The sequence below is a fragment of the Candidatus Allofournierella excrementavium genome (assembly GCF_048526665.1).
Classification (GTDB): domain Bacteria; phylum Bacillota; class Clostridia; order Oscillospirales; family Ruminococcaceae; genus Allofournierella_A; species Allofournierella_A excrementavium.
Map to the genome: position 1 here is coordinate 147,981 of NZ_DBGFPE010000005.1, position 14,455 is coordinate 162,435.

12 protein-coding genes are annotated in these 14,455 nt (G+C 66.6%); 4 read left to right on the forward strand and 8 right to left on the reverse strand.

Annotation, left to right across the window (positions count from 1 at the left end; translation table 11 throughout):
* Positions 1 to 77 precede the first annotated feature (77 nt).
* The 7 genes from ACMI1Q_RS01605 to ACMI1Q_RS01635 all read right to left on the reverse strand — a co-directional run bounded on the left by ACMI1Q_RS01605 (position 78) and on the right by ACMI1Q_RS01635 (position 6,734).
* Positions 78 to 884, reverse strand: a complete 807-nt coding sequence (locus ACMI1Q_RS01605) for an ABC transporter ATP-binding protein (RefSeq protein WP_419502568.1) — start codon at positions 882 to 884, stop codon at positions 78 to 80.
* A 1-nt stretch (position 885) separates the two neighbouring features.
* Positions 886 to 1,791: an ABC transporter permease gene (locus tag ACMI1Q_RS01610; RefSeq protein ID WP_419502569.1), complete on the reverse strand. Its 906-nt coding sequence runs from the start codon at positions 1,789 to 1,791 to the stop codon at positions 886 to 888.
* 117 nt (positions 1,792 to 1,908) lie between these two features.
* Entirely contained in the window at positions 1,909 to 2,952 is a 1,044-nt protein-coding gene (locus ACMI1Q_RS01615; RefSeq protein WP_419502570.1) for an ABC transporter substrate-binding protein, read from the reverse strand.
* A gap of 713 nt (positions 2,953 to 3,665) precedes the next feature.
* On the reverse strand, positions 3,666 to 4,220 hold the full coding sequence (locus ACMI1Q_RS01620) for a Fe-S-containing hydro-lyase (RefSeq protein WP_419502571.1): 555 nt from the start codon (positions 4,218 to 4,220) through the stop codon (positions 3,666 to 3,668).
* Positions 4,221 to 4,236: 16 nt separating this feature from the next.
* Entirely contained in the window at positions 4,237 to 5,076 is an 840-nt protein-coding gene (locus tag ACMI1Q_RS01625) for a fumarate hydratase (protein WP_419502572.1), read from the reverse strand.
* Positions 5,073 to 6,248, reverse strand: a complete 1,176-nt coding sequence (locus ACMI1Q_RS01630) for an NAD(P)-dependent malic enzyme (protein ID WP_419502573.1) — start codon at positions 6,246 to 6,248, stop codon at positions 5,073 to 5,075. The genes ACMI1Q_RS01625 and ACMI1Q_RS01630 overlap by 4 nt, the downstream gene beginning before the upstream one ends.
* Before the next feature lie 51 nt (positions 6,249 to 6,299).
* Positions 6,300 to 6,734, reverse strand: coding sequence for a hypothetical protein (locus ACMI1Q_RS01635; protein ID WP_419502574.1), 435 nt, complete (start codon positions 6,732 to 6,734; stop codon positions 6,300 to 6,302).
* 235 nt (positions 6,735 to 6,969) lie between these two features.
* Between ACMI1Q_RS01635 and ACMI1Q_RS01640 the strand changes: the two genes are divergently transcribed.
* A complete protein-coding gene (locus tag ACMI1Q_RS01640) occupies positions 6,970 to 8,109 on the forward strand; it encodes an FKBP-type peptidyl-prolyl cis-trans isomerase (RefSeq protein WP_419502575.1) in 1,140 nt (379 codons plus the stop codon).
* 58 nt (positions 8,110 to 8,167) lie between these two features.
* Here ACMI1Q_RS01640 and spoIID read toward each other — a convergent pair whose 3' ends face one another.
* Positions 8,168 to 9,238 carry a stage II sporulation protein D gene (spoIID, locus tag ACMI1Q_RS01645; RefSeq protein ID WP_419502576.1) on the reverse strand — a complete coding sequence of 357 codons (1,071 nt, stop codon included), beginning with the start codon at positions 9,236 to 9,238 and terminating at the stop codon, positions 8,168 to 8,170.
* 137 nt (positions 9,239 to 9,375) lie between these two features.
* Between spoIID and ACMI1Q_RS01650 the strand changes: the two genes are divergently transcribed.
* From ACMI1Q_RS01650 to ACMI1Q_RS01660, 3 genes are all read left to right on the forward strand, one after another.
* Positions 9,376 to 10,740 (forward strand): citrate synthase, encoded by a 1,365-nt coding sequence (locus ACMI1Q_RS01650; protein ID WP_419502577.1) that lies wholly within the window; start codon positions 9,376 to 9,378, stop codon positions 10,738 to 10,740.
* Complete coding sequence (locus ACMI1Q_RS01655) at positions 10,740 to 11,540, forward strand: hypothetical protein (protein WP_419502578.1); 801 nt, start codon at positions 10,740 to 10,742, stop codon at positions 11,538 to 11,540. The genes ACMI1Q_RS01650 and ACMI1Q_RS01655 overlap by 1 nt, the downstream gene beginning before the upstream one ends.
* Before the next feature lie 288 nt (positions 11,541 to 11,828).
* The gene (locus ACMI1Q_RS01660) at positions 11,829 to 14,429 is read left to right on the forward strand and encodes a cation-translocating P-type ATPase (RefSeq protein ID WP_419502579.1); all 2,601 of its coding nucleotides are present in this window, start codon (positions 11,829 to 11,831) and stop codon (positions 14,427 to 14,429) included.
* Positions 14,430 to 14,455 lie beyond the last annotated feature (26 nt).

Below are 14,455 nucleotides of genomic sequence, written 5' to 3' on the forward strand. Positions count from 1 at the left end.
GTCAACAAAGAAGGCCCCCGGCCCGCGCGTTCAGCGCGGCCGGGGGCCTTTTTGCATTGTATGAGCGCCGGGGCGGTTCACTCCACGGTGGAGAGCAGGATGCGGTCGTTCTCCATGGCGCGGCCGGCGTTCTTGCTGAAGGCGGCCAGCAGGTCGTCCACCGTCATCTTCGCCCGCTCCTCACCCTTCACGTCCAGCACGATGCGGCCGTCGTCCATCATCAGGGTGCGGTTGCCCAGTTCCAGGGCGCTGTGCATGTTGTGGGTGATCATCAGGCAGGTGAGCTTCCGCTCCGCCACGATGGAGGTGGTCAGCGCCAGCACCTTTTCGGCGGTGGCCGGGTCCAGGGCGGCGGTGTGCTCGTCCAGCAGCAGCAGCTTCGGGGTCACCAGCGTGGCCATCAGAAGGGTCAGCGCCTGCCGCTGGCCGCCGCTGAGCAGCCCCACCGGCTGCTTCATCCGGTCCTCCAGGCCCAGGCCCAGCTGGGCCAGCCGCTCCCGGAACAGCGCGCGCTCCTTGGCGGAGATGCGGGAAAAGCCCGACCCCACCTTGGCCGCCCGCAGATAGGCCAGCGCCAGATTCTCCTCGATGGTCATGTGGGGGGCGGTGCCCCGCAGGGGGTCCTGGAACAGCCGGCCGATCTCGCGGCTGCGGCGGTGCTCCTTTTCAAAGGTGATGTCCCGCCCGTCCAGCAGGATGCGGCCGGTGTCGGTGAAGAAGTTGCCGGCGATGGCGTTGAACAGGGTGGACTTGCCCGCGCCGTTGGACCCAACGATGGCGGCAAAGTCCCCCGCGGCCAGGTGCAGGTCGATGCCCTGCAGGGCCTTTTTTTCGTTCAGGGTGCCGGGGTTGAAGGTCTTGGTGATGCCAGTGAGGGTGAGCATTTCAGCGCACCTCCTTTTCTTTGGCGGCCAGCTTGCGCCGGGTCAGCTTGATCCAGGCGGTGAGGGCGGGCCAGCTGATGGCCACCGCCACGATGACGGCGCTGATGAGCTTGAGGTTGGAGGGGTTGGCGCTGGTGCGCAGGGCGAACACCATCAGCACCCGGTAGACGATGGAGCCGATGACCGCGGCGGTCACCCCGCGCCACACGCCGCCCCGGCGGGTGAACATCTCGCCGATGATGAGGCTGGCCAGACCGATGACCACCACGCCGGTGCCCAGGCTCATGCTGCTGGACATCTGGTACTGGGCCAGCACGCCGCCGGAGAGGGCGGTGCAGCCGTTGGCGATGCACAGGCCCACGGTGATGGTGAAGGCCGGGTCGATGGAGGAGGCGGAGACCATGTCCCGGTTGTCGCCGGTGGCCCGGATGGACAGGCCGATCTGGGTCTTGAGGAAGAGGGCCATGGCCGCGGCGGCGGCGATGGTGATGGCGGCGCAGACGGCGAGCTTGCTCCACTCGCCGCCCAGCAGGGCCGCCGCCCGGGTGAACACCGTGTCCGCCTTGAGCAGGGGCAGGTCCGCCCGGTTGCCCATGGTCCACAGGTTGATGGTGTAAAGCCCGGTCATGGTGATGATGCCCGCCAGGATGGCCTGCACCTTCATGCGGGTGTGCAGGAAGGCGGTGACGAAGCCCGCCGCGCATCCGGCGAAGAAGGCCAGCACAAGGCCAAGCACCGGCCTGCCCGCGGCGGAAAACACGGCGGAAACGGCGCTGCCCAGCACAAAGGTGCCGTCGGTGGTCAGGTCTGCGATGTCCAGCACCCGGTAGGAGAGATACAGCGCCAGCGCCACCAGCGCGTAGATGAAGCCCTGCTCCACCGCGCTCTCCAAAAGCATTGCGGTCATGAAAAACGCTCCTTTAAGCAAAAATAGAAAACGCCGGCAAACAGGCGGACCCGCCCCCCGCACGCCGCGCATCCGGTGCGCGGGGGCGCTGGAGGGCGGAGCCCGCTGTGCTTTCGGTCACTCCACGGCGATGTAGCCTTCGCCGGTCAGGTCAAAAATTTCCGGGTCGATGCCAAGAGCCGCGGCGGTGGTGGTGTTCACGGTGGTGATGCCGTCGTTCAGCACCTGCACCGGGGTGGCGGCGGGGTCGGCCCCGTTCAGCACGTCCACCGCCATCTGGGCGGTCAGCTCGCCCAGCTTGGTGTAGTTCACGCCGGTGGTGGCAAGGCCGCCGTCCCGCACAAGGCTGTCCGCCGCGGTGTACACCGGCACCCCCGCCTCGATGGCGGTGGTGGCCAGCACGGCCATGCCGTCGGCCACGGTGTTGTCGATGGGCACGAAGATGGCCTCGGCACCCTGCGCCAGCAGGTTCTGGGCGGCCATCTGCACCTCGCCGGCGTTCGTCACGGTGCTCTCCACCGCGGTGATGCCCTTTTCTTCCAGAACGGGTTTCATGTTCTCGATGGTGGTCACGCTGTTGGTCTCGCCCAGGTTATAAATGAGGCCCAGGGTCTTGAGGTCCGGGTCGGCCGCCAGGGCCAGGTCCAGGATCTTGTTGGTGTCGATGTAGTCGCTGGTGCCGGTCATGTTCTGGCCGGGAGCGTCCATGCTGTCCGCCAGCTGAGCGCCCACGGGGTCGGTCACCGCGCTGTAGACCAGGGGGATGTCGGTGCCCTGCACTGCGGCGGCCGCGGCGGTGGCGGCGGGGGTGGCGATGGGGATGATGAGGTCCACGCCCTCGGAGACGAACAGCTTGCAGATGTCGTTCAGGGTGGCGGTGTCCGCCTGGCCGTTCTGCACCTCGAACTCGATGGCCGGGCCGCCGGCGGCACGGCTTTCCTCGGAGAGGGCGGTCAGCTCGCTTTGGATGGCGGTGCAGATCTCGTCCAGGCTGGAGTGGCTGGTGTACTGCACGATGCCCACCTTGAAGCTCTCGCCGTCGGCGCTGCCGGAGACGGAAGTGCCGGTGGAGGCGGTGGAAGCGGGCGCGGAGCCGCAGGCGGCCAGCGACAGGGCCAGGGCGGCGGCGGTGACGGCGGCGAAAAGGCGATTCTTTTTCATGGTATGTACCTCGTTTCTTTCTTGCTCAAAGGTCGGATGGCGGTCAGCTGAAAGGTCGCCATCGGCGCCATCGTGTGGAGAAACGGTTGCGGGGTCTGAGTTTTGCCATGTCCGGCGCCTCCCTTCGAAAAAGAAATAAAAAAGACCTGTCCTTGCATTGCTACAAGGACAGGTCTTTAGAAAAACCTGCGGTGCCACCTTGTTTGCCCGGCTTTTGAAAGCGGGCCTCTCGTGAGGGCGCCAACACGCCCTGCGCCCTGTAACGGGAGCCTCCCGGCGCAGCTACTGAGGGCCTTGCCCCGTTCACCTTGCTCTCGGCGGTCCATTTGTCTGCCCCGCTTTCCGCCCGTTTCCAGCATCCGGGCTCTCTGGTAGGCGCGCTGTGCAGTTTTATCTCCGCCTCATTGATTTACTGTCATTAAACCACAGCCCGCGGCATTTGTCAAGCACAAATTTTTTACCAGATTAAAGCGGCAAAGCAGAGGGCGGGGATGGCGGAAGAAAAAGACCCTTTCGCCCCTCGCGCGGCAGGGGAAATGCCGCCGGCAGGCGGGGGGGGGACAGCCGGCAGGGGCCGCGCGCCGGGGAAGGCCCACGAAAAAAAGCGGGTCTGCCGCTCTCTGCGCCGCGCTTCGCGGGCCGGGCAAAGGGCCAAAGCGGCGGGCGGTGAAAACAGGGCCGCGCCCCGAAAAGGCAGGGGCCGCCCCGAGCGCTCACCGCGCCGCCAGATAGGCCGCCGGGCCGCTCTCGTAAAGGTCGCCGCCCACGGGGTCCAGCACTACGGTGAGGGGCATGTCCTCCACCACCAGCCGCCGCACCGCCTCGCAGCCCAGGTCCGGCCAGGCGATGACCTCCAATTCCTTCACGCAGGCGGCCATCAGCGCGCCCGCGCCGCCCAGGGCCGCCAGATACACGCCGCCCTCTTTTTGCAGGGCCTCCTTCACGGCCTTGTCCCGGGCGCCCTTGCCGATCATCACCCGCTGGCCCAGCGCGATGAGCCGGGGGGAGTAGGGGTCCATCCGCCCGCTGGTGGTGGGGCCCGCCGAACCGATGACCCGCCCGGGCTGTTCCGGCGTGGGGCCCACATAGTAGACCGCGCTGCCCTCCAGGGGGAAGGGGAGCGGCTCGCCCTTGTCCAGGTATTCCATCATCCGCTTGTGGGCCGCGTCCCGGGCGGTGTACACAACGCCGGAAAGAAGCACCGTGTCTCCCGCACGCAGGGCGGCCAGCGCCTCGCGGGTGCAGGGAGTGGTCAATCTGTGTTCCATCTTCGCGCCCTCCCTCTCACAATTCCGCGCTGGCCCGCCGGGTGGCGTGGCAGCTCACGTTCACCGCCACCGGCAGCCCCGCCACATGGGTGGGGGCGGTCTCGATGGCAAGGCCCAGGGCGGTGGTCTTGCCGCCAAAGCCCTGGGGCCCGATGCCCAGTTCGTTCACTGCCGCCAGCAGCTTTTTCTCCAAAGCGGCGTAGTATCCGTCCGGGTTGGGTTTGTCCAGCGGGCGCAGCAGCGCCTGCTTTGCCAGCAGGGCCACCCCGTCGAAGCTGCCGCCGATGCCAACGCCCAGCACCATGGGCGGGCAGGGGTTCGGGCCCGCCAGCCGCACCGTTTCCAGCACGAAGCGCTCCACCCCTTCCACCCCGTCGGCGGGGCGCAGCATGGCAAGGCGGCTCATGTTCTCGCTGCCGAAGCCCTTGGGGGCCACCGTCAGCCGCAGCTTGTCGCCGGGCACAAGGCGCAGGTGCAAAGCGGCGGGGGTGTTGTCGCCGGTGTTGACCCGGCGCAGGGGGTCGCCCACGATGCTCTTGCGCAGGTACCCCTCGCCGTAGCCCCGGCGCACCCCCTCGTTCACCGCGGCCTCAAAATCGCCGTCGATGTGCACCTCCTGGCCCACTTCCGCGAACACCACAGCCATGCCGGTGTCCTGGCAGATGGGCAGGGCGCAGGCGTTTGCCATCTCCAGGTTCTTTTCCAGAAGGCCCAGGGTGTGCTTTGCCAGCGGCCAGGGCTCGGCGGCCCGGGCGGCGGCCAGGGCGGCTTCCACGTCCGCGGGCAGGTGGGCGTTGGCCTCGATGCACAGGGCGGCCACCGCTTCGGCGATGGCCGCGGCCTTGATCTCTCTCACAGCCGGGCCACCCCGCTTTCTTTGGCGGCGGCGGCCACCGCGGCGGCCACGGCCGGGGCCACCCGGTCGTCAAAGGCGCCGGGGATGATATAGTCCTCGTTCAGCTCATCGCCGCCGATGAGCCCGGCGATGGCCTTCGCCGCCGCCACCTTCATCGCGTCGTTGATGCACTTCGCCCGCACCGACAGCGCCCCCTTGAACACGCCAGGGAAGGCCAGCACGTTGTTGATCTGGTTGGGGTAGTCGCTGCGGCCGGTGCCCATCACCCGCACGCCGGCGGCCTTCGCCTCGTCGGGCAGAATTTCCGGGTTGGGGTTGGCCATGGCGAACACCACCGCGTCTTTGGCCATGGAGGCGGCCATCTCTTTTTTCAGCGCGCCGGGCACCGACACGCCGATGAACACGTCCGCGTCCTTCACCGCCTCGGCCAGCCCGCCGGTGAGATGACGGGGGTTGGTGACGGTGGCAAGCCAGGCTTTGTGGTCGGCCAGGCCCGCCGGCCGGCCCTCATACAGGATGCCGTGCTCGTCCACGGCGGTCACGTCCGTCGCGCCCGCCGCCAGCAGCATCTTGATGATGGCGGTGCCCGCCGCGCCGGGGCCGCTGAGCACGATGCGCACCTCTTCCAGCCGCTTGCCCACCAGCTTCAGGGCGTTCAGCAGCGCCGCCGTCACCACGATGGCGGTGCCGTGCTGGTCGTCGTGGAAGACGGGGATGTCCAGCTTTTCCTGCAAAATGCGCTCGATCTCAAAGCACTCGGGGCTGCGGATGTCCTCCAGGTTCACGCCGCCAAAGCCCGGCGCGATGAGCTCCACCGCCCGCACCACCTCGGCGGGGTCCTTGGTGTCCAGGCAGATGGGGAAGGCGTCCACCCCGGCGAAGGCCTTGAACAGCAGCGCCTTGCCCTCCATCACCGGCAGGCCCGCCTTGGGGCCGATGTCCCCCAGGCCCAGCACCGCCGTGCCGTTGGTCACCACCGCCACCATGTTGCCCTTGCAGGTGTAGTCATACACCGCGTCCGGGTCCCTGGCGATGGCGCGGCAGGGCTCCGCCACGCCGGGGGTGTAGGCCAGGGAAAGGTCGTCCCGGTTTTTCACCGGCACCTTGCCCACCACTTCCAGCTTGCCTTTGTGCGCTTTGTGCAGCGCCAGCGATTCCTTGTTGTAATCCATCCTGTGCCCCTCTTTCCTTTTGTTCACGGCCCGGCGGGCCGGTTTTTGCCGTCAGATGTTGCGCTCCATCTCATCGGTGGGCTCGTAGCTCACCTTCCAGTCAAGCCAGGAGCCCAGTGTGCCGCAGCCGGTGCAGCGGTTGCCGATGTACACCCACTTCACACTGCCGTTTTCCCGGCGGGCAAAGCCCACCCGCAGGTTGTACTCCCTGCAGCTTTTGCACACCGGGCACTTGCGCAGCCGCAGCCGCGCGTGCGCCCGGTAGTCCTCGCCGTCCAGCAATATTTTCTTCGCGCCGCACGCCGTGCACTCCACCTGGATGACCCCTTCGTCCCGGTCCAGCCGCAGCAGGAACCCGTCGCCCCCGCAGGCGCGGCACACCACCGGCTTGATGTCCAGCGTTTCGTTCGGCACATACAGCCGCAGCCACTCGTCGATGTCCGCGGCGCAGTCTCCCGTCCAGTACTTTTTGCTTGTGTCGATCATGGCTTTGCCTCCGGGCGTTTTTCGGCTCACGTTCAAATTTTATTATACTGCATTTGCCCCTGCAATCCAAACGAAAACAGGTATAAAACAAAGCACAATTTACAAATAGTAGAAAATAGAATACGAAATTATGAATTTTTGGCCCAAAGCCCTCGACGGTTTGACTTTGCGTGCTATAATAAAAACCGACACTGCGCGGCCAAAAGGCCGCCATATTACAGGAGGGAATACCACCTTGAAGAGCAAGATGATCCGCCTGGGCGCTGCCGCCCTGGCGCTTACCATGACCGCCGCGCTGGCGGGCTGCGGTTCCACTGGCAACTCCGCCTCCACTTCCGGCTCTGCCGCGTCCGAGGACGTGCCCGAGATGGTGGAGATCGACTACAGCAAATACATCGACGAGAACGGCTTCTGGAAGGACATCCACGCGCTGGACTACGTCACCCTGCCCGAGTACAAGGGCGTGGAGATCCCCGCCGAGGAGATCGAGCCCACCGAGGAGGAGATCGAGAGCAACCGCCAGAGCCTGCTGAGCCAGTGGGCCTACTACGATGAGGTCACCGACCGCGCCGTGGAAGACGGCGACACCGTGAACATCGACTATGTGGGCAGCGTGGACGGCGTGGAGTTCACCGGCGGCAACACGGGTGGCGCCGGCACCACCGTGACCATCGGCGTGACCAGCTACATCGACGATTTCCTGGAGCAGCTGATTGGCCACAAGCCCGGCGAGACCTTTGACGTGAACGTCACCTTCCCCGACGACTACAACGACTCCACCGACGCCGACGGCAACACCGTGGTGCTGGCCGGCAAGGACGCGGTGTTCACCACCACCATCAACTACATCCAGGGCGACGAACTGCTCTACCCTGAGATGGACGACGCCTTCGTGGCCGAGAACATGCAGTCCACCTACGGCTGGACCACCGCCGCCGAGGCCAACGAGGGCATCACCAACGCCATCCGCAACTCCAAGAAGTACAACTACATGCTGGACTACCTGGAGGAGAACGCCGAGATCACCGAAGTGCCCGAAGCCATCTCCGAGTACATGCGTGAGGCTCAGCTGGCGGCTGTCAACAACCAGGCGGCCAGCTACGGCATCTCTGTGGACACCCTGATGATGCTCTCCGGCTACGGCAGCGAGGAGGATTACCTGGCCCTGCTGGAGGAGCAGCTGCCCGAGGCGGCCAAGTTCAGCCTGCTGCGTCAGGCCATTGCCGAGCAGGAAGGCATGACCGTGACCGAGGAGGACATCCAGGAGCAGCTGGGCGACAGCTACGACAGCTACGTGGAGACCTACGGCCTGAACTACATCAAGCAGGACATGCTCATCGGCATGGTGGACCAGCTCCTGCTGGACGAGAACTGAGCGTTGAACGCGCAAAGCGCCGGGGCGGCAAAAGCCGTCCCGGCGCTTTTTTCTCTTTTCAGCCCAGCGTTTCCAGGGTGGTGCCGGGGTAGTAGTGGGCCAGAATTTCAGCGCAGGTGCTGCCGGTGAGGGCCATGGCGCTGGCGCCGTACTGGCTCAGGCCCACCCCGTGGCCGTAGCCTTTTGTGGTCACCGAGAACACCCCGTCGGCGTACTGGATGTCAAAGCAGGCGCTGCGCAGCCCCAGGGCCGTGCGCAGGTCGGTGCCCCGCATGAACACCCCCGCGCACTGGATCTCGGCCACATAGCCGGCGGCGGTGCGGCTGGCCTCGCCGAACCAGCTCTCCGGTTTGCCCTGCTCCGGCTCGGCCCCCGGCACCCCCAGCACGATGGCGTCGTACATCTGCTGGGTGGTGTAGGTCACCGTCTGCTCGTAGCCCTCGGCGGTCAGGTCCAGGGTGGAGTCCACCCCGGCAAGATAGGGCAGCGCCTCGTTCCACACGTTCTCGCTGGCCTCGGTCTGCCCGTTGCTGATGGCGTGGTAGCAGGCGGCGGCGGGCGCGCCCTCAAAGGTGAGCACTTGGTGCAGGATGGGGGCAAACAGGCTCTCCAGCCGGGCCCAGTTTTCCTCAAAGGCCTCGCCCCAGTAGCTTTGCAGCACCTCGCGGGTCATGTAGCCCTGCCGCCGGGCCGGGTCGGCGGAGAACCACGCCCCCTCCAGCTTGTCCGCCGAGGCGTGGTCCCGCTGGTAGAGGGCGTAGCTGTGGCTGGCGACGGCCTGGGCCTTCAGTGCCTCGTCCGGCCAGATGACGGGCATCTCGCTGGCCGCCGCCCCGATGAGGTATTCCAGCAGCGGCACCTCCAGCACCTGCTGGCTGCCCGCATCCCACAGGCGGATGACCTCGCTGTCGGCGGCGCTGCCCGCCGGCTGCTGCTCCTCCTGCCCGGAGGCGGCGGGCGCAAGAAACTGGGCGGCGGGGCTCTGGCCCTCCTCGCCGCCGGCCTCTTCGGCGGCGGGGGCGCTTTGGCCGGCGCCGCCGTCGGCCAGCACCGGCACCAGAAGGCTCACCAGCGGCAGGCAGTAGGTGAGCAGGGCGAACAGAGCGATGGGAAGCAGCGCGCGTTTCATAACGTCCTCCTTTTTTGCCGCCCTTGCAATTTAAGGGCAAAGCGTGTAATATGAAAAACATATATAAATAGGGATGAACGGCCGCGGGACGCGGCGCAAAAAAGGGAAAGTATCAAACAGAGAAAGGGGAAAACGCCATGGCGGTGGAAAAGGCGCGGCTTGCGCCCCAGACCATGAAATATCTATGCAGAGAGTATCTGGAAAATAACTACATCGACCCCGAGACCAGCGAGCGGCTGGGGGTCAAGCGGGGCCTGCGCAACCCCGACGGCACCGGCGTGCTGGCGGGGCTCACCAACGTCTGCGACGTTGTGGGCTACGACAAGACCGAGGACGGCACGGTGGTGCCCATCCCCGGCAAGCTCATCTACCGGGGCATCAACGTGGAGCAGCTGGCGGAGGAGGCCTATCAGAAGGACCGCTTTGTGTTCGAAGGGGTCATCTGGCTGCTGCTCTTCGGCACCCTGCCCACCTCGGCGGAACTGAAGGAGTTCGGCCAGATCCTGGACAGCCACCGCGCCCTGCCCGACGGCTTTGCCGAGGACATGATCATGAAGGCCCCCAGCCCCAACATCATGAACAAGCTGGCCCGTGGCGTGCTGGCCATGTACAGTTACGACGAGAACCCCGAGGACCTGAGCCTGGAGAATCTGCTGGAGCAGTCCATCAGCCTTATCGCCGGCCTGCCCACCATCATGGTGAACGCCTGGCAGATCAAGCGGCGCATCTACGACCACCAGAGCATGTTCTTCCACATGCCCATCCCCGGCCAGAGCACCGCCGAGCACATCCTGGCCACCTACCGGGCGGACCAGAAGTTCACCCATGAGGAGGCCAAGCTGCTGGATCTGTGCCTCGTGCTCCACGCGGACCACGGCGGCGGCAACAACTCCGCTTTCACCTGCCGGGTGCTGTCCTCTTCGGGCACCGACACCTACTCCGCCATCGCGGCGGCCATCGGCAGCCTGAAAGGCCCCAAGCACGGCGGCGCGAACCTCAAGGTGATGGAGCAGCTGGAGCACATCCGCGCCGGAGTGGAGAACCACACCGACGAGGACGAGGTGCGGGAGTTTTTGCGCAAGATCATCCGCCGCCAGGAGGGCGACGGCAGCGGCCTGATCTACGGCATGGGCCACGCGGTCTACACCCTCAGCGACCCCCGTGCCATCATCCTGCGCCAGCACGCCAAAGACCTGGCCTTTGAAAAGGGCTTCGAGGACGAGTTTAACCTGCTGTGCCTGGTGGAAAAACTGGGCCCGCAGGTGTTCGCCGAGGAGAAGGGCAACAAGACCGTGTGCGCCAACGTGGACCTTTACAGCGGCCTGATCTACAAGATGCTGGGCATCGAGCCGGACCTGTACACCCCGCTGTTCGCCATCAGCCGCATCCCCGGCTGGTGCGCCCACCGCATCGAAGAAGTGATGTTCGCCAACCGCATCATCCGCCCGGCCTACAAGTATCTGGGCGTGCGGCAGAAATACAAGACCCTTGAGGAACGCTGATGAAACGCTTTGCTGCCTTTTTGCTTTTGCTGGTGTCGGCCCTGGCGGGCGCTGCCCGCTGGCTGGACGTGGTGAATTACACCGACCTTGACACCGGCTTCGTCACCTGGGGCCCCGCCTGGGCGCGCTACGCCATCGCGGGGGGCATCCTTGTGCTGCTGGCGCTGGGCGCGCTGCTGGCGCCCCGCCGCCCCGCCGCCCTCTGCGGCCAGAGCACGGCCCAGGGCGTGATGTGCTTTCTGACCGGGTTCGGCTTTGCCGCCCTGGGCGGCGCCAAGCTGGCCGGCTGGGCGGGCCTGGACGCCTTCGGCAAGGCGGGGGCGGTGCTGTATCTGGTCAGCGCCGTCTGGATGCTCTTGCTGGGCCGCAGCCGGTTCACCCCCGAGTTTGAAGCCCCCACCCGCAGCGCGCTGATGGGCGTGGCGGGCACCCTCTCGCTCTATCTGCTCACCATCAGCCGTTTCGGCTTTGCCCCCACCGGCATGGCCCGGGTGGACGCCAACTTCGCCGCCCTGGCGGCGCTGGCGGCGCTGCTGTTCACCACCGCCCAGGCCAAGGTGGCCTATGTGCCCGGCGGGCGCAGCGGCGGCTGGGTGTTCTTCACCGGCAGCGCGGCGTTTCTTATGTGCACCTGCCTTGCCTTCCCCGGCGCGCTGGCCCGCTTCATGGTGGGCGCCAACAGCGCCGCGGACCTGGCGGAGGCCGGCGCCCTGGCCCTGGTGGGCCTTTGCGGCGCGGCGTATGCCTTCGGTTCTGTGGGCGAGGCCGCCCCGGAAGAGAAGCCCGCGCCCCAAATGTAAAAAGTTTGTAAAGAGGCAGGCGGCGCGATTGACGCGCCGCCCGCTTCGGCCTATAATTAAAATGTTGAAAAGGGAGTAGTGTAGGCGGCTTTTTCTGGCCGCCCTGCCGCACCGCCAACAAGCCGGCCCCTCGGGCCTGGCGGCGCGGGCCCTGTGTTTTGTGGTCACAAGACTTTTCAGCAGCCGTTTTGCTGTGGCTGCCGGGGGGTCTTTTCTTTTTGCCCGGCCGCCGTTCAAAGGCGGCCGGGCATTTTGCGTGCCCATAAAAAACCACGGGAGGCAGAAAAGATGAAAAACTGGTACGAAAAAACCGCGCAGCAGGCCTTGGACGAACTCTCCGTTTCCGCGCAGGGCCTGACCGTCGAAGAGGCGGCCCGCCGGCTGGAACAGCACGGCGAGAACAAACTCACCGAGGGCAGGAAAAAGAGCGCTTTGCAGGTGTTCGCCGAGCAGTTCAAGGACCTGCTGGTCATCATCCTGGTGGCGGCGGCCCTCATCTCCCTGGCCAGCGGCCAGAGCGAGAGCACCCTGGTCATCTTCGCGGTGCTGCTGCTCAACGCGGTGCTGGGCACCGTGCAGTACCTCAAGGCGGAAAAGAGCCTTGAAAGCCTGAAGGCCATGTCCGCACCCACCGCCAAGGTGCTGCGGGGCGGCGAGACGGTGGCCCTGCCCTCGGCCCAGGTGGTGCCCGGCGACGTGGTGCTGCTGGAGGCCGGCGACATGGTGGTGGCCGACGGCCGGCTTTTGAACAGCTGGTCGCTGAAGATCAACGAGAGCAGCCTCACCGGCGAGAGCGAGCCGGTGGAAAAGGTCGACGGCGCGCTGGAAGGGGAGAACATCCCCCTGGGCGACCGCAGGAACATGGCCTATTCCGGGTCTCTCGTCACCTACGGCCGGGGCCTGATGGTGGTCACCGAGACCGGCATGGACACCGAGATCGGCCACATCGCCGCCCTGATGAACCGCACCCAGCAGCGCAAGACCCCCCTGCAGCAGAGCCTGGACGCCTTCAGCGGCAAGCTGGCGGCGGTCATCATGGCCATCTGCGGCGTGGTGTTCCTGCTTTCCGTCTTCCGCAGCGGCATGCCCGTGCTGGACTCCCTGATGTTCGCCGTGGCCCTGGCGGTGGCCGCCATCCCCGAGGCCCTCAGCTCCATCGTCACCATCGTGCTGGCCATGGGCACCCAGAAGATGGCCCGGCAGAACGCCGTCATCAAGGACCTGAAGGCGGTGGAGAGCCTGGGCGCGGTGTCGGTCATCTGCTCCGACAAGACCGGTACCCTCACCCAGAACCGCATGCAGGTGCAGAAGGCCTGGGTGGCCGGCGAAGAGCTGGAAGCGGCGGACATGACCGCGGCCGACCCGGCCCAGACCCTGCTGGGGGAGATGGGCCTGCTGGCCAGCGACGCCACCATGAGCGAGGAGGGCGCGGTGGGCGACCCCACCGAGATCGCCTTAGTGCAGCTGGGCCGGGGCATGGGCATGAACGAGCACGCGCTGCGCGGCGAATGCCCCCGCCTGGGCGAGCTGGCCTTTGACTCCGACCGCAAGCTGATGAGCACCCTCCACCGGGTGGACGGCGAGCGCACGCTCTACACCAAAGGCGCCATGGACGAACTGCTGGCCCGCTCGGCGCGCATCCTCACCCCGGACGGCGAGCGCCCCCTCACCGAGGAGGACAAAGCCCTGCTGGTGGGCGTGAACGAGAGCTGGTCCCGCCAGGGGCTGCGGGTGCTGGGCTTCGCCCGCCGGCGGCTGGACGAGAGCGAGCCTCTGACCATGGACAGCGAGCGGGACTTCACCTTCGTGGGTCTTGTGGCTATGGTGGACCCGCCCCGCCCCGAATCCATCCAGGCGGTGGCGGACGCCCGCCGCGCCGGCATCCGCACCATCATGATCACCGGCGACCACAAGGTCACCGCCAGCGCCATCGCCGCCCAGATCGGCATCATGCAGCCGGGGGACCAGGCGCTGGACGGCGCGACGCTGCAAAGCATGACCGACGAGCAGCTGGACGAGGTGCTGCCCAAGGTGTCGGTCTACGCCCGCGTCTCGCCGGAGCATAAGATCCGCATCGTGGAGGCCTGGCAGCGCCGGGGCAGCATCGTGTCCATGACCGGCGACGGCGTGAACGACGCGCCCGCCCTCAAGCGGGCGGACATCGGCGTGGCCATGGGCATCACCGGCACCGAGGTCAGCAAGGACGCCGCCTCCATGATCCTCACCGACGACAACTTCGCCACCATCGTGCGTGCGGTGGTGAACGGCCGCGGCGTCTACGCCAACATCAAAAACGCCATCCAGTTCCTGCTTTCCGGCAACACGGCGGGCATCCTGTGCGTGCTGTGGGCCTCGCTGGCGGGGCTGCCGGTGCCCTTCCAGGCGGTGCACCTGCTGTTCATCAACCTGCTCACCGACAGCCTGCCCGCCATCGCCATCGGCATGGAGCCCGCGGGCGACGACCTGCTGGACCAGCCGCCCCGCGACCCCAAGCAGCCCCTGCTGGACAAGGGCCTGCTGGGCGCCATCGGCGCCCAGGGCGCGCTCATCGGCGCGGCCACCATGACTGCCTTCTACCTGGGCCTTTTTGCCGGCGGCGCGGCGCTGGCCAGCACCATGGCCTTCGCCACCCTCACCCTGGCCCGCCTGTTCCACGGCTTCAACTGCCGCGGCCGGGCCTCCATCTTCAAGCTGGGCTTTGCCGGCAACTGGTACAGCCTGGGCGCCTTCGTGCTGGGCGTGGTGCTGCTGGCCGCGGTGCTCTTCGTGCCGGGCCTCTCCGGCCTCTTCGCTGTGAGCGCCCTCTCCGCCGCGCAGCTGGGCCAGATCGCCCTGCTGGCCGTGGCCCCCACCGTGGTCATCCAGATCTATAAGCTCATCAAGCGCTGAGTGCGCAGAAAGGCCCCCGCCGGGAA